We start from the raw sequence: 20,016 nt of genomic DNA on the forward strand, positions 1-20,016 counted from the left end.
AATTCCTTACTGGATGTAACTCCTTGTTCGAAATGACTTAATTACCTATGATTTCTGAAGTCTAAGCCTTAAGGATCTTTTCTTGATGGTTAATGGATTCTTGGTGAATGGCCTTAAACATTCGTAACACAAATTCTTCACTCAAGCCGCGGGATTCCCCTTCTAAAATCATTTTACCCAGAATGGCATTCCAACGATTGGTTTGCAATACTGCCACGTTTTTTTGCTTCTTAAGCTCCCCTATACCATCTGACACCTTCATTCGCTCCCCCAAGGTCTGTATCAATTGATTATCAATAATATCTATTTGAGCTCTTAGGTTATTTAATTTTGAATTGTACTCGGCCTCTTCATCAGTTTCTTTTCTAATCTTCAAATCTTGCATTATCTGCACCAAGGTTTTTGGGGTTATCTGTTGCGCCGCATCACTCCACGCGTTGTCAGGATCCCAATGTGTCTCAATCATCAAACCATCAAAATTCAGATCAAGGGCTGTTTGTGAGACGTCAAAAATCATATCGCGTTTTCCCGTAATATGCGAAGGGTCGTTGATCAAGGGCAGGTCTGGAAAACGATTCTGGAATTCAATGGCCAACTGCCACTCTGGAATATTTCTGTACTTGGTCTTTTGGTAGGTAGAGAAACCCCGGTGTATGGCTCCTAGCTTTTTAATACCTGCTGTATGCAATCGCTCAATACCACCCAACCACAGCGACAAGTCTGGATTAACGGGATTCTTTACCAAAACGACCTTATCGGTTCCCTCTAATGCATCTGCCAATTCTTGCATGATAAATGGACTCACCGTTGAACGGGCACCGATCCATAACAAATCGACATCATGCTCCAAGGCTAAATCAACATGTGCTTTATTCGCTACTTCAGTAGCTGTCTTCAATCCGGTTTCTTTTTTGACCTTTTGCAGCCATTTTAACCCTATTGCACCTACTCCCTCAAAGTTTCCTGGGCGTGTGCGTGGCTTCCAAATTCCTGCGCGATAATAATTAACATCGGTATCTTTAAGCTCGTGGGCTATCTTTAAGACTTGTTCTTCGGTTTCGGCGCTACATGGACCTGCAATGACAAGAGGATGGGGCAATGCCATATCATTTAACCATGTTCTCATTTCTTTTGAATTTTCCATAGGTATTCTTTTCGTTGTTCGTTGTTCGTTGTTCGTTGTTCGTTGTTCGTTGTTCGTTGTTCGTTGTTCGTTGTTCGTTGTTCGTAAACTAAATATCCTTATTTCGTCAACGGTATTCCGTTTAGTATTTGCTTTATTCTATTTGTATTTTCCATTTCATCATAGACCGCTACAAAATTATCCTCCAACATCATTTTTTTAAAATCTTCTAGATTTTGTATGTATTCGGTCAGCGTTTCAATAACATTGACTTTATTCTGCTCAAAAATGGGAGTCCACATTGCTGGCGAGCTTTTGGCCAAACGTACCGTACTTTCAAAACCACTACCGGCCATATCGAAGATGTCCCGTTCATTTTTCTCCTTTTCAATCACGGTCTTTCCCAACATAAATGAACTGATATGGGATAAGTGCGAAACATAGGCAATGTGCTTGTCATGGGCATCGGCATTCATATATCGAATACGCATCCCCATTTCTTGAAATATTTTTAAGGCTTTCTCTTGCAATTTAAATGCGGTCTTCTCAACCTCACAGATGATATTGGTCTTTCCACGGTATAAATCTGCAATAGCAGCCTCCGGCCCTGAAAATTCGGTACCCGCTATAGGATGACAAGCTAAAAAGTTTCTTCTTTTGGGATGCTGTTCTACCGCCCGACAAATCAATGCTTTTGTAGAACCTGCGTCAAAAACAACCGTATCATCGCCCACAGCATCTAAAATCACAGCTAGTTCTTGCACCAAAACATCGACCGGAATCGCCAGCATTACGATATCTGCATCATACAACCCTTTATAATCAGACTTTACATCAATAAGACCTAAACGCAATGCCTTATCAAGATGCTGCATATTGGTGTCAATGCCATAAATCTTAGATTCAGGGTATAATTTTTTAACATCCTTTGCAAAGGAACCACCAATCAAACCGATACCAACTATTGCTACTTTCATTTTAAAACCGTTCAATTGCCTCTTTGATCTTATCTTCTTTTACACATAATGAAAATCGAATATACCCTTCACCATTACTTCCAAAAATCGTACCTGGTGCGATAAAAATATTCTTATCGTAAAGCAGCCCATCTATAAATTCTTCAGACGATTTAGAACCTTGCGGTAATTTTGCCCAAACGAACATTCCTACCGCATTAAGATCATAGGTGGCCCCTATTTTATCAACCAGTTCATACATTAAATCCCTTCTGTTGGAATAAATGGTATCAAGATCTTCGAACCATTCCGACCCACTTTGCAATGCGGCAATGGCCCCTTTTTGAATTCCATAGAACATGCCCGAATCCATATTGCTTTTGACCTTTAAAATTGCGTTGATCGTATCAGCATTGCCCAATACCATACCAACACGCCAACCGGCCATGTTAAAGGTCTTGCTTAAACTGTTCAGTTCTAAACAACATTCTTTTGCCCCTTTAATGGCCAGTATACTGGTCGGATTTTTAGTTAAAACGAAACTGTAGGGGTTATCATTGACTAGAAGGATTTGGTTTTGCCTTGCAAAATCAACCAATTCCCTTAATTGTTCTTTAGACGCAGTAGCACCTGTCGGCATATGGGGATAACTGCACCACATTAATTTCACTTTCGACAAATCTTGTTTGGCCAATTTCCCTAAATCTGGGAACCATCCATTTTCTAAACTTAGATCATAGGTTCTAGGTATGGCCTCTACTAATTTGGTAACGGACGCATAGGTCGGATAACCCGGATTCGGAATCAAAACCTCATCTCCCCGATTCAAAAAGGCCATACTAATGTGCATGATTCCTTCCTTTGAACCCATTAGCGGTAAAATCTCGTTGCCGGTATCAAGCTCCACATGAAATTTTGCCTTATAAAATGAGGCTATTGCCGCTCGCAATTCAGGTAAACCTTGATAGCTTTGATACTGATGTGCCGTACTATCCAAAATGGCATTTTTGAGTACTTCCAATACTTTTGGTGAGGGTGCTAAATCAGGACTACCAATACCCATATTGATAATTGGCCTTCCTTCTGAAATTAATCCTCTTACCTCGCGTAATTTTTTCGAGAAGTAGTATTCCTGAACTGATTTTAAACGTTCGGCCGTAATCATGTTTTTAGTGCATTTTTATATTCGCCTAAAACCCTAAAATCTTCAGACATGATTTTCAATACTGATTTTGCTTTATCAAAATCTTGATAGGCATCAAAAGTGACGTCTACGAAAAACGCATATTTCCAAGGGGTTTCTATAACTGGTAGCGATTGTATTTTAGTAAGGTTCAGGTTACAGTCGCTCATCACATTAAGAATCGTTGCCAAACTTCCCCGTTTATGATCTGCCACAAAACGAATAGATGCTTTGTTGATTTCTTCTTTCGGAAGTACCGTATTCTGCTTTTTTAATATGATAAACCTTGTGGAGTTATTTTTTATGGTTTGAATCTCAGGGGCAATAATTTCAAGATCATAAAGCGACGCTGCCATCTTTGGTGCTATGGCCCCAATGGTTTTAAGATTCTCTTCTTGAATGCGTTTTGCAGTTTCTGCAGTATCTACAGCTTCTACAAGCTTGATATCTGGGTGCTGTTTAAAGAATGCCTTACATTGCAATAGGGCCATTGGGTGTGAATGCACTTCTTTAATAGTATCAAAGGCCACCCCCTTTTGTACCATTAAATTATGATGTATGTTGATATAATGTTCACCAATGATATGAATAGCATTATGGTATATAAGATTGTAATTGGGAATGATGGAACCTGCTATTGAATTTTCAATGGCCATTATCCCTTTATCGGCAGTGCCATCAATTAAATGTTGAATCAACTTATCAAAAGACAGGCATTCAACCAATTCAATGCTATCATCAAAAAAGTCTTTGGCCACCTGATGGTGATTGCTCCCTTTGATGCCTTGTATAGCTACTTTCAGCTTCACTTCCTATCCGTTTTGATTCTTTGACTCCATTTCAATATGCTCAAGTCAATACATTTAAATTTCATTCAATAAAAAAGTCCCGATTTTATATCGGGACTTTCAATGCTATCTACTTGGCGTATGTTAGAACAGTCCCGTACTTCCCTTAAAAAAGAAGTAGAAATAAAAACCGTTCCAGAAATACGTATTGTTCATTTTATTTTATAATCTCGGCTAAGATTGGGCAATACATTGAGAATTCAAAAGGAAAAAGATATTTTTTTTGATTTTTAGCTGATTTTAAAAAATTCTTGCACTTTTATTTGTAAAACCCCTATAGAATTACGAATTCTAGATTTTTCATTGGCTTCTTACTTTGAAGTGTCATTTCAAAGCGAATGTATCGCAAGAGTCAAATCTATTCTTATTTTTGAATGTAAATTCAAGTTCATGTCCATCAATGTTCAAAACATTACAAAGACCTTTGGCAATCAAAAAGCCCTCGATAATATATCTTTTTCCATTGCTAAAGGTGAAATCGTCGGATTCTTAGGTCCGAACGGGGCAGGTAAATCTACAATGATGCGGGTATTGACCACATATCATCAGGCAGATTCGGGCACTGCAACGGTGAATGGATTTGATGTGCAAAAAGCTGCGAGATCGGTTCAAAAAAGTATTGGCTACTTACCAGAACACAATCCGCTCTATGTCGAGTTGTATGTGAAAGAATATCTTGCATTTAATGCCGATGTATATCAAGTAAACAAACAAAAGATTAAAGAAGTTATCGAACAAACGGGGTTAACACCCGAAGCCAACAAAAAAATAGGACAACTTTCGAAAGGTTACCGGCAACGCGTTGGTCTCGCCGCTGCCTTATTGCACGATCCCGACGTCTTAATTCTCGATGAGCCCACTACGGGCTTAGATCCGAATCAACTCATTGAAATTCGAAAATTAATCCGTGAAATCGGAAAGGAAAAAACAATCTTATTGTCAACCCACATTATGAAAGAGGTTGAGGCAGTTTGTGACCGTGTCATCATCATCAATAAGGGTTTGGTCGTAGCTGATAAAAAACTTGAAGATCTTCGTGAAACGGAACAACAGGTCATTGAGGTTGAATTTGATTTTCGCGTCGAAGAAGTATTGCTTAAACAATTGCCCCATGTCACAGCCGTCAAAAATACCGGTGGTTTTGTGTATGAAATCGTTTTTAATACCTCAAAAGACATGCGCCCAGCAGTATTTGATTTTGCCCATGACAATGAATTGAAAACGCTTCAGTTAAGTAGAAAAAATAAGAATTTGGAAAGTCTATTTACAGAGCTGACCGGTTAGTCGTAATCAAAAAAAACCTGCACCCCAAATTTCTTGTCGTATTGTGAATTAATCGGTGGGCCTTCTAAAAGATGACCCCTGTACCATCACCCTGAAAGAAATTGATCGAACATACCGATGTAAGCGTCAAGAACCTTACTTTCTTTTTGTGCATATTCCGTATCATTATTTTCCATAAGTACGCTAACGATTCTGTTATAGGCTTCAATAGTGGATATTATAGTTTCTATATGTGTGTATTGTTCGTCTAATGAAACTTTGGAATAATATCTCAATCGGTCTTGATATACTTTTTTTAATTGTTGAAATAACATCCTCGCCTCTTCACGCTGCCCAACTTTATAATAGCCGTCTAAGAAAGGTTCAACAAATGCATAGTACCCATAGTATGCAACCGGAATGTTCTTCATGGCCATTTGAAGAACCGTTCTGGCCTTTTCCATCTTGTTTTCTTCAATAAGTGCCTGTACAAGCCTTGCCATATTCAACCTGAAGGTTACCCCAAATTGTCTTCTCGTTTGTGGGTCATGATAAATCTCAGGGCTACCTGAATTTCCCCAGTCCCATTTTTTGACAATATCGTACATCAAATCGGTATCAACCCGCCCTAGACCGAACGTATGCTCATCTTCTGTTTTAATTGGCACTAGTTTATAGGCAAGTCCATCTAATTGCAGGTACTCTTTCATCCATATGTACTCTGCATCATCAAAACTGCCCCCTGAAAAATAGATGGGCCGCTCCCAATCATTATTAGCAATGATATCCAACATCATCATCCTGTTTTTTGTGATGTAACTTTTTGGCAGGTCAATATCAATATAGTCGACAATCAAATCAGCATCTTTTTCATTTACCAGACCTCTTTCCAATACCTTCTTTTTGTTTACGGGCACCCTAATTTTATGGGTTGGGTAATACACCCTATCCAAAGTGCTTTCAGAGAAACCGGAAATATCCCTACCCCTACTTTCAAACAGGTACTTCAATTTCGTTTGTGGTTTATCACTGGCTATCCAATTCATAAAGTCTTTAATATGCCATCGGTTATCCTTTACATTAAGTAGGCCTTGGTAGTGTATCACATCACGGGTACCATATTTGTAGTCATCGTGATTCAATTGCGAGGGAATCGGGTCACTTTGATAGGCCTTTCGCTTCATTTGGTCAATATACCAGTCCGTTGCGAAGTAGCCACTGACAATGACCCTCACATCGGTTCTATACCCCTCTATTTCTTGAAGGTACCATAGTGGAAAATTATCATTATCACCAATGGTAAATAAAATAGCACCGGTATCCTTTTCCGTCGAGTCTAAATAGGCTTTTGCAGAAGCCCTGGCCGTAAAACGATTTGATCGGTCATGATCATCCCAATTTTGAAATGCCATGAGTAGGGGAACACTGCATAAACAACATAAAACACCCATAGCATTTCCCATTTTCTTTGTAATATATCGCTGTAATACCATGCAGCAGGCGAAAGTTCCCATACCTATCCAAATGGTAAAAGTATAAAAAGAACCCACAAGGGAATAGTCGCGCTCCCTAGACTGAAAAATGTAAGGATTCGTATAAAACTGAATGGCAAAACCCGTGAACATGAAAAAAACGAAGAGTACCCAGAACTGTTTTGGGGTCTTTTTTAATTGGAAGAATACCCCAATAAGCCCCAATACCAATGGAAGAAAATAATACGTATTCCTTGCCTTATTATCTAAAACCTCATCAGGCAGATTTTGTTGGCTCCCCAAGCGCATTTCATCAATAAAATCGATACCGCTCAACCAATGTCCGTTATTGTCGTAACGCCATTGTATATCATTCTGGCGACCTACAAAATTCCAGAAAAAATACCTCAAATACATATACCCCCATTGGTATTCCAGTAAAAACTCAAGATTTTGTCTTAGGCTTGGTGGGGCAACATCAATATAATCCCCAAAGCTCTTAAGGAAGTCAATATATTGTTCAGTACTTATCTTCTTGGTAGCATCCAATTGCCTGAACTCTTCAATAGCATTCCGAAGCTCGGTATTCGATAAGTATTCAGGTTTTATTTTGAATTGTAAACGTTCAAAATAGCGCATGTAATTCTCTGCATGGTCAGCGCTCCACAGCCTGGGAAGTATACCTACATGCTTTTTGTTTGGAGTACCAATTGCATTCTTATAATCATTTACGATTACATATTTTCCTAGTTTTTCATCTCGTTCATATTTGGGACTATCATCGGTAAAGCCATCGGAAGCTGCAAACATATCAGAGTAATAGGCCCCGTAAAATGGACTTGCGACACCCCCATATTGCTCCCTGTTATAGTAGGCCAAAAGTGTTCTTGCATCAGAGGGATCATTCTCATTGATACCTACGTGTGCACTCGCCCTTATGGGGAGCATCAGCCATGTTGAAAAGCCCAAAAACAAGAATAGTAGCCCTAAGAGTGCCGTATTGAACAGTACCAAACCTTTATGCACGGTATATCGTAAAGCCATGTAAAAAGCCAAGAAGAAGAATACCCCCACAATAAGGGTACCCATGTTAAACGGAAGACCGATGGTATTTATAAAAAAGAGTTCACCCCATGCAAAGATCTTCAGCACGTAGGTAAGTGAAATTTTAAACACGAAAAACAACAGCCCCACTGCAATAGCATTAAAAAATATGAAATTTTGGATGGTAACCTTTTGAAATCGCTTAAAATAAAACAACAAAACAAGCGTGGGTATGGTCAGAAAGCCCATAAATTGAATGCCAAACGTAAGACCTATAATAAAGCAAATCAACAACAACCATTTGTTGGCCCTTTTTCCATCAATTTCATCAATCCATCTTAGGCCAAGCCATATTAAAATGGCCATCACAAAACTCGCCAAGGCATAAACCTCGGTTTCTGTAGCGTTAAACCAAAAACTGTCAGAATACGTAAAGGTTAAGGCCCCAACCAGACCACTACCTAAAACCGCAACACTATTTAGGCGGTCCATTTTAATCCCCTTTTGAAATTTTTGGGTAAGGTTGGTAATGGTCCAAAACAAAAAGAGAATGGTAAAGGCACTTGCGAAACATGAAACAGCGTTTACCATTTTTGCGATTTGAAGTGGGGCGATGGTAAATAATGCAAAAAAAGCCCCTATCATCTGAAAAAGTGGGGCGCCTGGAGGGTGTGCAATTTCAAGTTTGGCAGATGTAGCAATGTATTCCCCGGTATCCCAAAAGCTGACGGTAGGTTCCATGGTCACTAAATAGGTTACCAAGGCATTCAAAAAAACCAACCAACCCAAACAAAGGTTCCAAAATTTAAAATCCAATAAAGAAACGGGCCTCGTCTTAAGATAGAAATATGTCAACGGTATCGCTTAAGAATTTAAGGACACAAGTAACTATCTTCTCATTTTTTTAAGGGAAAATCAAGGTCTGAAATAAGCACTAGTACCCGTACTAGTTTTGGATTTTATGGACTAATTCCTGTCGATTGGAAACCTGTAATTTGCCATAAATATTGGTGATATGGGTTTTTACGGTACTCAGGCTGATAAAAAGTTCAGAGGCTATTTCTTTATTGCTTTTTCCCTGAATAATTAAATCTCGAATTGTGGTTTCTTGCCGACTTAATTGCTGAACTGCCGGCTTCTTTGTTCTTTTCAATCGAATTAAGGACCCACCGACAAAAAGCAATACTAAAATACCAAGACCAACATTCAACCATTGGCTTCTGCGTAATTGGCCTTGCATTTTACGTTGCCTGAACAACAGCAACTTATCTTTTAAAAAACTATAATTGCTTGGATCTACCTTGCTAGCCTCCAGCTCATGAAGTAAATCAAAATAGAATTGGGTGTTTTGAACAATATCTTGTTTCAACAGATTTTTAGCTTCCAAGAGTTTGACGGCCATCAATTTCACCTCTAGTATTTTGAGGGAATCACGTGTATAATTTTTTAATAGGGACGCTTTTTCCTGTTGTGAAGTCGCAGACTGCCGAAGGTCTTTTTCGAAACGTTCAAACCGCTTCCATTCTTGTGCAGTCAATTCACCTTGTACCGTGTCGGTCACCGTTTCTACCCTATCGGGGGAATCATATTTTTGGGTAGGGGAACCACTTATCAACAGTACAAAGCCTATGGCCATTATAACATAGAATACTTTCAAATCAATACCTATTTAAACTTCAATTTCTTTAAAAATACTCAAGAATGCAAGTGGGTGAATGCATTAATCGCCAAATCAAGTCGTTCTTGCACCTTAGGATCCGTACAATGGATCAAAATAGCAATCACCAGTTGTTCTTCAGGGTATACGAACAGATTTGTATAAGCTGCCACACTGCTACCGACATGCCCCACAAAATTCTTACCATGGCTATCTCGGCTCACTTGAAATCCAAGGCCATAATAGGTTGACTTTCCATTCACGGTTTGAGCAGTCAATAATTCTTTATAGGTTTCCGGTTTTAATAATTTTCTCTCTAGGACAGCTTGGCCCAATTTCGCGATATCCACACTTGTCGACAAATAACCCCCTCCAGCGAGTTTATAAAAATTATTGACTGTAATGGCCCTTTTAAAACCCGTAGAAGTCTTCGTGTAGTTTTGACTTCGCTGACCTACATCTACTTGACTGGGTTTGGCAAAGGTCTGATGCATCTCTAAAGGTGCCAGTACATTTTTATGAACATAAGCTTCAAAAGGCTCACCGCTGGCTTCTTGCATTGCAAGGGACAATAGTACAAAATCAAAACTATTATACAGATACCCTTTACCCGGTTCGAAAAGCAACGGATCATTTTTAAACATGTCGAGACCGTCTTTAATGGAATAAGGCTCGTTCATCGCAAATTCCTTACCGCGATAACCACGTATTCCAGCAGTATGGCCAGCTAGTTGTCTTAAAGTAAATTCAAATTTTTTCTTCGGATAATAAGGAACGTGTTTATAGAACGAATCATCAAAATCCAATATTCCATCTTCAATCATCTTACCCAATGCCAAACCTGTAATACATTTTGAAATACTAGCTATTCGAAAAATAGTTTGTTTCGGATCAATGGGAACTTTGTTATCAATATCCGCCAAACCATACCCTTTTTGCAATAGGGTCCGACCTTCTTTCAGAATAGTAGTGGAAATACCAGGTACCCTATCCTCCGTCACTAAATTGCACAGCAAAGCATCAGCGAGTTCCATACCACTGAGTCCGTTAAGCGGTTTGGTTTTGGTTGAAGGTGAAAAAAAATTAGCTATGCTTGAAAACAAATTCATCACGTATAAAGAAGAAACTTAAAACGATAAAATAATTTGTCTGCCCTGTGATATGAAATTAGACCATAACCATCCATTTTGATGCGCTTAAATTCAAAATTACTACCCGTACCTAAATCAGTCCCTGAAAATCAAACGGCCATTAAAGATTTCTTCTACCGTAACCTCTGAAGGTCGGTTAACACTGATTACATCGCCATAACCTCGAATAATACCACTGATGCGCTCTTGTGGGTTCACGAAAATATCATTAGACCCCCTATGGTTCAACGAAACATTTTGTGAAATCAAGCTTTCGGCCTCAATACGGGAATCACCCGCAGCAATAGTTACGTTCAAACTGTTGGTAACGCCCGATAATTTGACAAAGGCAATGCCATTTACCAAAATGGAAACATTTTCTGAATTTATGGTTAGATCAAAGGATCCATCGGTGGTTTCGGTCTCGGGGTTAGTGAAACTCTCGGAAACCAAACTTAAATTCGGATAGTTGAGCACGCCATCGCTAGAAATCAAAAGCCCTGTGCTGCTTCTAACATTCTCAATGTTCGGTGAAGTCACATAGACCGTTGTAAGTCCATACTCCCTTACAAAATTACAGGTGTTTTCATTTCTTAAGATAAGCCTATCCCCTTCAACTTCTGCAGACACCTCATTTATTAAAAATTCACCGGACTCCAATTCTACTTTTTGTTCGTCACCTTGAATAAGCACAAGGTTCAGATTTTCAAAAACAGTGATATCGGTGAAATCGGGAACCTCAACTTCTAAACGCACCAAATCACCCGCGTTTTGAAAACAATCGGAAGCGTTTTCACTATTGCAAGCGAAAAGGCATAAGAAACAAGACAAAAGATAAAAGATATAGCACCTTTCTTTTCTTGGTTTATTGATTTTGTTTTCCATTTCTTTCACTAAATATTCTTTTAAAGAAAATATGTCCTAATACTATCGTATTTCTGACTTGTCACTTTTTAACACGCATAGTCGTTTAAAGTCTTTTTTTTGGTTTTTGATTCCATACCTACAACCTCACCCCTATTCCAAATTCAACGGCCTCTGCTGCTGCTGCATGTGATTTAAGTGTTACGCTACCAAATACGTTGTCACCGAAATATCTCTTTAAACCAATTCGGTTGTACACACGTCCCTCAAAATCAAAAGGGTAGTATATATAATAACCCAATTGGGTCACTACGCTCAGCTTATTGATAAATAATTCATGGCCCGCAAAAACCCCAACTCTTTTAAAATCAGTATCGGGTGCCACATTCATTTCTGGAAAAGATATGGATTGAAAACGTATCAACTCTTTCAGAAAGTTAGAAAAGAAAACATCCGTACCCAACTGAAAGGCACTTTTTCTACCTAATCGTTTATCGGCATAGGCCGAAAAAATCACGAATCCATACTGCCCGGAGTTCACTACGTCACTTTCATTTAATCCCCCGCGTAAAACGAGATTGTATCGAATAGGTTCTTTAATTTTTTCTTTGGTTTGCTTTGGCAAATATTCATAAGACAAGTCCTTATTCAAGTCATAAGTCAATCCAAAATTAATCGCCGCTGTATTTGTTGAGGTATTCGGTGCCTTAAAGTTGGCGTTTGAGTAATGCAATAACGAGAACCCAGCCTTAAAACCCAAGCCAGCAATGATATTGTCTTTTTGATAATTGAGCATCACCATTGTTGAACTCAGTAAATGTGAGCCATAGGCATTATTGCGAAAATTCGTGTTCTTATCATATGGGTTTGTATTGTAGGCGATTCCCTGCCCAATACGAAGTTGAACGTTTCTTTTGAAAAAATAAAAATTATAATGGGCATGGATACCAAAATTTTGCCCCAAAACGGGGTTTTTCATGTCTTGATAGGTAAATGTAAAGCCTGTATCGGGATACCCGTAGTCTGCTTCCCAAGCCTCTTCTCCATAGCGTTTTCGGCTCACGCCTACTATAACCCCAGCTGGATGTTCCGTAATCAAATGGGATATATCGGTATTGTGCAAAAGTATATTGCCGTTGAACTGGCTGACGTCTAGAACATATTTCTTGGACTTCTCAGAGTCTTGGGCAAACAATACTGCAACCGAAAAAAGAAAAGCAATGAAAGGTAGGTGTTTCATGGGGCGTAAAAATAGGCTTTTTGGTTTTAGTTTGATTGGCTTCATAAATCCGTCTTTCTAAAATAGAAAAAGACCGCTATGCCTTATCAAAATAATTCCCTGGCAATTGCTTTTATATTATCTGATTTACCCATGCTGTAATAGTGTAAGACAGGTACCCCGGCCGCCTTCAGCTCTTTCGATTGTTCAATACACCATTCAACCCCAACTTGACGTACCGCTATGTTCGTTTTACACTGCTCTACGGCTTCAACTAAATCTTCGGGAATATCTACCCGAAATACCTGAGGCAATAATTGCAAGTGTTTTTTGATTGCCAAAGGCTTTATGCCCGGTATAATAGGAACTGTGATGTCCATCTCCCTGGCGGCATCAACAAACTCAAAATACTTTTTGTTATCAAAGAACATTTGGGTAACCACATAATCTGCCCCTAGCTCCACTTTTTCCTTTAATCGCTTTAAGTCCGATTTAAGGGATGGGGCTTCCATATGTTTTTCAGGGTATCCTGCCACCCCAATACAGAAATCGGAACAATTATCGGTTTCTATCACTTCGTGTAGATAATTACCACTGTTCAACTCTTGAATTTGTTTTACCAAACTTGACGCATAAGGGTGCCCTCCTTTCGTCGGTTCAAAATACTTTTCTTCAAGCATGGCATCACCGCGAAGTGCCATCACATTGTCAATTCCCAAATAATGGCAATCCACCAATAAATATTCCGTCTCTTCTTTGGTAAACCCTCCGCACAATACATGCGGAACGGTATCCACATTGTACTTTTGGGAAATTGAAGCGCAAATCCCTAAAGTGCCCGGTCGCATACGGGTCAGCTTTTTATCTAAAAGTCCATCACGGTCAATATAAACGTACTCTTCCCTTGAGGTCGTTACATCAATAAATGGCGGATTGAACTCCATTAAGGGATCGATATTATTGTACAACTCTTGAATGCTCTTACCTTTTACAGGCGGAATAATCTCAAAACTGAAGAGCGTTTTTCCGTTCGCTCCTTTTATATGTTCGGTTACTTTCATAGGCCCCCTAGCCCCCAAAGGGGGAATTTTATTCGTTGACAATTCATTTTTATGCTCTCATTTATTTTTTTAGGCCTTACCACTCGTGAGACTCGTCGTCGGGCTTTCCTCTCTATTTTTTTTAGTACCCACACTCAAAAAAGATGCCGTTGCAATTCCTAATGCGGAATACACTGTACCAATACAAGATGTTCCCTCTTTCGAGAACTAGGAAACCTCTACAATATTAGGTGCCAACCATTTGGTAGCCTCATCCAAAGCAATTCCTTTTCTGTTCGCGAAATCGGCTACTTGGTCTTCCTTTATTTTTCCAAGACCAAAATACTTGGCCTCAGGATGCCCAAAATAGTACCCGCTTACGCTAGCCGCAGGCCACATGGCCAGACTTTCGGTCAATTGCACCCCTATTCTTTCTTCCACATCCAAGAGTTTCCATATTGTCAATTTTTCTAAATGATCTGGACAGGCTGGATACCCCGGTGCCGGACGAATACCTTTATATTTTTCAGCAATAAGGTCATCGTTCGACAATGTTTCATCAGTAGCATAACCCCAATGTTTAGCACGTACCTCTTTATGCAGATATTCTGCAAAAGCCTCGGCAAGTCTATCAGCCAGCGCCTTGATCATAATGGCACTATAATCATCATGGGTCGCTTCGAACTCAGCCGCCTTTTCCTGTGTGCCAAATCCAGCCGACACACAAAAACATCCGATATAATCTTGAATTCCCGTTTCTTTAGGAGCAATAAAATCAGCGAGCGCAATATTGGGAACCCCAGCTCTTTTTTTGAGTTGTTGCCGTAATGTTCTAAAGGTAAATTCTTCTTTTTCACCATTTAAAACCTGTATATCATCATCATTGATTTGATTGGCTGGAAATAAGCCAAAAACCGCTTTACCTGATAACCATTTTTCCTTTAAAATCTGTTTCAGCATCTTTTGAGCATCTTCGAACAGTTCCGTTGCCTGTTCTCCGACAACATCATCTTTTAAAATATCAGGGTATTTACCGTGCAAGTCCCAACTTCTAAAGAATGGGGTCCAATCAATAAAGTCATTGAGCACTGCTAAATCAAAGTCTTCCAAAACTTTAATACCTATTTGCTTCGGTTCTTTATTTTTAAAAGCATCCCAATTCAGCAAAAGTTTATTTTTTCGGGCTTCTTGCAGGCTTACATATTCTTTTTGTTTGGTTCGATTCAAAAATTTCTCGCGAAAACCCTCATAATCCAATTTGATTGCTTTCTTGTAGTCTTCTGAAGTGTCTTTTTGTAATAAATCACCAACTACGGTTACCGCCCTTGAAGCGTCATTGACATGTACTACTGATTGCGTATATACCGGGGCTATTTTTACTGCGGTATGCGCCTTGCTGGTCGTCGCGCCACCAATCAGTAATGGCACCTTAAATTCTTGTCGTTCCATCTCTTTGGCCAAAAACACCATTTCATCTAAAGACGGAGTAATCAACCCACTTAAACCAATGATATCTACTTGTTCTTCTTTCGCTTTTTGGATAATTTTTTCCGGTGGCACCATAACGCCCAAGTCTACAATCTCATAATTGTTGCACGCCAAGACAACGGAAACAATATTCTTACCAATATCGTGTACATCTCCCTTTACCGTAGCCATTAGGATTTTGCCTGCTCTACGTGCCCCCCCCGCCCCCAAAGGGGGAGCTTCTAAAGTTTTATGAATAACTTCCAATACATTTTCAAGATTACCCAAAACTTCTTCATTAGTGAATCGAATGACCCGATACCCTTGGTTTTCTAGCCATGCTGTTCGCTCTTTATCAGACTTTTTATTTTCTGGTAATTGATGGTGCAATCCATCAATTTCAACAATCAAGTTTTGTTTTAAACAAATAAAATCGGCTATGAACTCACCGATAATATGTTGTCTTCTAAATTTAAACCCATCTAAATTCTTGTTACTCAAAGCATTCCAGAGTAATGCTTCAGCTTTGGTAGGCTGATTTCGCATTTTCTTGGCATATTCTTTAAGCAGTCCGTATAAAACTGTATTGGCCGTTGCCCAATATTGCTCCCCCTTTGGGGGTTGGGGGGCTTTTTTTGCCTCTTCAATATAAGGTTCTAAATAGGCTACTGCTTTTTTCATGACCCTAGCCGACTTGACCACTTGTGGTAGAAACATTTTTCCACTACCGAACAAATCCCCTACCACGTTCATCCCCGTCATCAAATTTCCTTCAATGACCTCTAAAGGTTTTGAAGCTTTTTGACGGGCTTCCTCCACATCTTCTACTATATATTGGTCAATACCTTTGACCAAAGCTCGTGTAATCCTGTCTTGTAAAGGTTCTTGTCGCCATGACAAGTCTACTTTATTTTCTTTAGCTTTTCCTTGAACGGTTTCAGCAAATTCCAATAGACGCTCTGTGGCATCATCCCTGCGGTTTAAGATTACATCTTCAACATGTTCCAATAGAGCTGCTGGAATATCATCATATACCTCAAGCATGGCAGGATTAACGATACCCATGTTCATCCCTGCTTTTATCGCATAGTACAAAAACACCGAATGCATGGCTTCTCGCACGGGATTATTTCCACGAAAAGAAAATGACACGTTACTAACACCCCCGCTGACACTACAATGTGGTAAATTCTCCCTCACCCACTTTGTACCCTCAATAAAGTCAAGCGCATTGCGTTTGTGCTCGTCCATTCCCGTAGCCACAGGGAAAATATTCAGGTCAAAAATGATATCCTCGGGGGCAAAATTCACCTTATCCACCAAAATACGATACGAACGTTCGGCAATTTCAATACGGCGTTGCAAATTATCAGCTTGCCCAACCTCATCAAAGGCCATTACAATGACCGCCGCACCATAGCGTTTGATCAATTTTGCCTGACGCACGAATTCTTGTTCTCCTTCTTTTAAGCTTATGGAATTCACTACACATTTGCCCTGAACCACTTGAAGACCTGCTTCAATAATTTCCCATTTTGAGCTGTCAATCATAATGGGAACTCGTGCTATATCGGGTTCTGCAACTATCAGGTTCAAGAATTTGACCATGGCTTCCTTACCATCGATCAAACCATCATCCATATTAACATCAATGATTTGGGCTCCCCCTTCCACCTGATGTCTTGCAATTTCCAACGCCTCGTCAAATTTGTCTTCTTTGATCAAACGGAGAAACTTTTTTGAGCCTGCCACATTGGTACGTTCGCCAACATTGACAAAATTACTTTCTGGTGTAATGACCAGAGGTTCCAGACCGGAAAGCTTTAAATATCTGGTTAGTGGTTGTCGGTTGTCGGTTGTCGGTATATGTTCAGTGCTAAGAATCATCAATGAGCTTTTTTATAATATTTAATGAATCCGTTAATAAGCTTTTTACATTTTAAAATTTCCCTGAACAGATTATCGAATTTTTCTTGATTGAGATAGTTTTGATCTAAAGCAATGTATAGTTGTGTTTCCAATTCATAGCGTGAACCTCTTGAAATATGAAGAAATTGAATTGTATCCGCTGATGTTCTTCTACCACATCCTTCTGCAATATTTGAAGGGATAGATACGGCACACCTTCTTATTTGGCTTTTTAGACCATAGGTTTCTTTTTTTGGGAATGTTTTTGAAATTTCATAAACTGAATTCGTCAAAACCCTAGCTTCTTTCCAAACTTCCAACTCTGTATATTCCATTTTCATTTTTTACCAGCAACTATCAAACAATAACCATCAACTGACAACCGACAACGATCTAGGAGCATAGCGAGCTACCAAATCCGAAATCGCTTTAATATGCGCTGGAGTGGTTCCGCAACACCCCCCTACGATATTGACCAATCCTTTTTCTACATATTCCTTAATTTGGGCTGCCATTTGTTCTGGGGTCTCATCATACTCCCCAAAGGCATTGGGTAGACCCGCATTGGGATGTGCGCTTATCGCATGGTTCGATTTTGCCGAAACCACTTCTAAATGGGGCACTAACTGTTTGGCCCCTAAGGCACAGTTAAAACCAACCGACAAAATTGGAATATGGGATATGGATATCAAAAACGCTTCTGCTGTTTGACCAGAAAGGGTGCGCCCCGATGCATCGGTAATTGTTCCGCTAATCATTATCGGAATATCTATATTTCTTTCGTCTTTTACCTCTTCAATGGCAAAAAGGGCTGCTTTCGCATTCAACGTATCAAAAATAGTCTCGACCAATAATATATCAGCACCACCATCTAACAACGCCTCAACTTGTTGCTTGTAGGCTATTCGTAATTCATCAAAAGAAATTGCGCGAAATCCAGGGTCATTGACATCAGGCGACATGCTCGCCGTTTTGTTGGTCGGGCCAATACTTCCAGCAACAAAACGCGGTTTTTCAGGTTCTCTTAGGGTAAAATCATTCGCAACTTCTTTGGCAATACGTGCCGATTCGTAATTGAGTTCATAGACCAAATCCTCCATATGGTAATCTGCCATTGCAATGGTAGTGCCTGAGAATGTATTGGTTTCGACAATATCAGCTCTTGCTTCAAAGTATTTTCTGTGTACCGCTGCAATAGCATCGGGTTGGGTCAATGAAAGTAGGTCATTATTACCTTGTAAAGGATGTTCCCACGCTTTGAACCGTTCTCCTCGAAAATCTTCTTCGGTGAACTTGTACTGCTGTAACATAGTGCCCATAGCACCATCTAGAACAAGAATTCGGTCTTTCAGTATTTCTTTAATATTTCGCATAAATACGATTTCGCTTTATCAAAAAGCAATCAAGAAAATAAACGGATACAAGGACGAATAGGTCTTTTGTGTCATCTTTCCCTGTTTTTAACAGGATAGAACGTAGCACCTTCTCGGGTCCTGACAAGCATCAGGATACACCAAGGGTTGCTAAGGTTTCAAAGGGTCTATTCCCTCCACCTTTCTTGATAACTTTCAAATTATATATGAACTGTTGGCAAAGAAACAGCACAATCTGTTCAAAACCAAAAAAACTTTATTTAAAAAGGCCTCGTCTCCAAGGCCTTTTTAAAAGTATGATATTGTAATTACAGGGGTTTAGAGTATGCTTTGCACTACCTCTTTCTTAGCCTCTTTTTTACTACCATCAAAACCTTCAACACCACCAACGGTAGTATACTTCATTACAAATCGCTTATTCGGGTTTATGATTTGATAGGCGTATTGGCACATGACCGCTGCTTCATGAAAACCAGATAGGATCAATTTCAGTTTCCCTTCATACGTATTTACATCACCGATAGCGAACACTCCGGGAATATTCGTCTGGTAATCCTTGGCATTATTGACCTTTATTGCGTTTTTTTCGATTTCCAATCCCCATTGGCCAATAGGGCCCAATTTAGGGGACAGCCCGAAGAGGGGAATAAAATTGTCTACTTCTAGATAGGTTGGCTCTTTTTCGGCATCATTGTGTTTGATTATAACCCCACTAAGACTCTCTTCACCATGTAGTTCGGTAACCTGCGCTTCAGTAAATAATTTGATTTTACCCAGTTTGGCCAGTTCTGATGCTTTCTCCACAGAATCCAAAGCACCCCTAAATTCATTTCTTCGATGTACCAAAGAAACCTCTGATGCGATATCGGCTAAATAGATGGCCCAATCCAACGCTGAATCACCACCTCCGGCAATAACAACCTTTTTATTACGGTATACTTCGGGATCTTTTATGATGTATGAAACTCCTTTATCTTCATAAGCACCAATGTTCTCAATTTGTGGTTTACGTGGTTCAAAAGAGCCCAAACCACCAGCAATAACGACTATCGGTGCATGGTGTTTTGTTCCTTTGTTCGTCGTAACTATAAACGTACCATCTTCTTGTTTATCCAAAGTTTCGGCACGTTCGCCAAGGGTAAATCCTGCTTCAAACGGTTTTATCTGCTCCATTAGCCTATCCACTAAATCACCTGCCAATATTTCGGGGTAGGCCGGAATATCATATATGGGCTTTTTCGGATAAATCTCCGAGCATTGCCCCCCTGGTTGTGGAAGTGCGTCAATCAAATGGCATTTTAATTTTAATAATCCCGCTTCAAAAACCGTGAATAAGCCTGTTGGGCCTGCACCAATTATTACTATATCTGTTTTAATCATCGTATCGTTATCAATTGTAATTAAGAATTTAAGTATTGCAAAGTATAAACCGCTGGCCATCTTTCTCTTCAACGGTTTAACCACCAATT

The 20,016-nt window shown here is 39.5% G+C and carries 15 protein-coding genes and 1 riboswitch; of the genes, 1 reads left to right on the plus strand and 14 read right to left on the minus strand.

From position 1 onward, the window contains the following. Positions 1–61: 61 nt before the first annotated feature. The 4 genes from AACM45_RS06260 to AACM45_RS06275 all read right to left on the minus strand — a co-directional run bounded on the left by AACM45_RS06260 (position 62) and on the right by AACM45_RS06275 (position 4,071). Positions 62–1,144 (minus strand): bifunctional 3-deoxy-7-phosphoheptulonate synthase/chorismate mutase type II, encoded by a 1,083-nt coding sequence (locus AACM45_RS06260; protein ID WP_339141468.1) that lies wholly within the window; start codon positions 1,142–1,144, stop codon positions 62–64. Positions 1,145–1,242: 98 nt separating this feature from the next. Continuing rightward, the gene (locus tag AACM45_RS06265; protein ID WP_339141469.1) at positions 1,243–2,100 is read right to left on the minus strand and encodes a prephenate dehydrogenase; all 858 of its coding nucleotides are present in this window, start codon (positions 2,098–2,100) and stop codon (positions 1,243–1,245) included. 1 nt (position 2,101) lies between these two features. Beyond that, positions 2,102–3,244: a pyridoxal phosphate-dependent aminotransferase gene (locus tag AACM45_RS06270; RefSeq protein ID WP_339141470.1), complete on the minus strand. Its 1,143-nt coding sequence runs from the start codon at positions 3,242–3,244 to the stop codon at positions 2,102–2,104. After that, positions 3,241–4,071 (minus strand): prephenate dehydratase, encoded by an 831-nt coding sequence (locus tag AACM45_RS06275; RefSeq protein WP_339141471.1) that lies wholly within the window; start codon positions 4,069–4,071, stop codon positions 3,241–3,243. The genes AACM45_RS06270 and AACM45_RS06275 overlap by 4 nt, the downstream gene beginning before the upstream one ends. Before the next feature lie 429 nt (positions 4,072–4,500). Here AACM45_RS06275 and gldA point away from each other — a divergent pair, with 429 nt between their 5' ends. Further along, entirely contained in the window at positions 4,501–5,394 is an 894-nt protein-coding gene (gene gldA / locus AACM45_RS06280; RefSeq protein ID WP_339141472.1) for a gliding motility-associated ABC transporter ATP-binding subunit GldA, read from the plus strand. Between the two features lie 86 nt (positions 5,395–5,480). Here gldA and AACM45_RS06285 read toward each other — a convergent pair whose 3' ends face one another. From AACM45_RS06285 to AACM45_RS06330, 10 genes are all read right to left on the minus strand, one after another. Beyond that, positions 5,481–8,744 (minus strand): glycosyltransferase family 117 protein, encoded by a 3,264-nt coding sequence (locus AACM45_RS06285; RefSeq protein ID WP_339141473.1) that lies wholly within the window; start codon positions 8,742–8,744, stop codon positions 5,481–5,483. 91 nt (positions 8,745–8,835) lie between these two features. Further along, complete coding sequence (locus AACM45_RS06290; protein ID WP_339141474.1) at positions 8,836–9,546, minus strand: response regulator transcription factor; 711 nt, start codon at positions 9,544–9,546, stop codon at positions 8,836–8,838. Between the two features lie 38 nt (positions 9,547–9,584). Next, positions 9,585–10,580: a serine hydrolase domain-containing protein gene (locus tag AACM45_RS06295; RefSeq protein WP_339141475.1), complete on the minus strand. Its 996-nt coding sequence runs from the start codon at positions 10,578–10,580 to the stop codon at positions 9,585–9,587. A gap of 192 nt (positions 10,581–10,772) precedes the next feature. Beyond that, on the minus strand, positions 10,773–11,561 hold the full coding sequence (locus AACM45_RS06300; protein ID WP_339142381.1) for a head GIN domain-containing protein: 789 nt from the start codon (positions 11,559–11,561) through the stop codon (positions 10,773–10,775). Between the two features lie 118 nt (positions 11,562–11,679). Continuing rightward, positions 11,680–12,825 (minus strand): acyloxyacyl hydrolase, encoded by a 1,146-nt coding sequence (locus AACM45_RS06305; RefSeq protein WP_339141476.1) that lies wholly within the window; start codon positions 12,823–12,825, stop codon positions 11,680–11,682. Between the two features lie 41 nt (positions 12,826–12,866). After that, the gene (gene metF / locus AACM45_RS06310) at positions 12,867–13,820 is read right to left on the minus strand and encodes a methylenetetrahydrofolate reductase [NAD(P)H] (RefSeq protein WP_339142383.1); all 954 of its coding nucleotides are present in this window, start codon (positions 13,818–13,820) and stop codon (positions 12,867–12,869) included. A gap of 207 nt (positions 13,821–14,027) precedes the next feature. Next, positions 14,028–17,153 carry a vitamin B12 dependent-methionine synthase activation domain-containing protein gene (locus AACM45_RS06315; RefSeq protein ID WP_339141478.1) on the minus strand — a complete coding sequence of 1,042 codons (3,126 nt, stop codon included), beginning with the start codon at positions 17,151–17,153 and terminating at the stop codon, positions 14,028–14,030. Next, positions 17,153–17,509: a four helix bundle protein gene (locus tag AACM45_RS06320; RefSeq protein WP_339141479.1), complete on the minus strand. Its 357-nt coding sequence runs from the start codon at positions 17,507–17,509 to the stop codon at positions 17,153–17,155. Before AACM45_RS06320 ends, AACM45_RS06315 begins: the two co-directional genes overlap by 1 nt. Positions 17,510–17,545: 36 nt before the next feature. Beyond that, positions 17,546–18,547 (minus strand): homocysteine S-methyltransferase family protein, encoded by a 1,002-nt coding sequence (locus AACM45_RS06325; protein WP_339141480.1) that lies wholly within the window; start codon positions 18,545–18,547, stop codon positions 17,546–17,548. A gap of 68 nt (positions 18,548–18,615) precedes the next feature. Further along, positions 18,616–18,742: riboswitch (SAM riboswitch) on the minus strand. Between the two features lie 123 nt (positions 18,743–18,865). Then, positions 18,866–19,927 (minus strand): NAD(P)/FAD-dependent oxidoreductase, encoded by a 1,062-nt coding sequence (locus AACM45_RS06330; RefSeq protein WP_339141481.1) that lies wholly within the window; start codon positions 19,925–19,927, stop codon positions 18,866–18,868. Positions 19,928–20,016 lie beyond the last annotated feature (89 nt).

It is taken from the genome of Croceitalea sp. MTPC5, assembly GCF_036985505.1.
Taxonomy (GTDB): Bacteria; Bacteroidota; Bacteroidia; order Flavobacteriales; family Flavobacteriaceae; genus Croceitalea.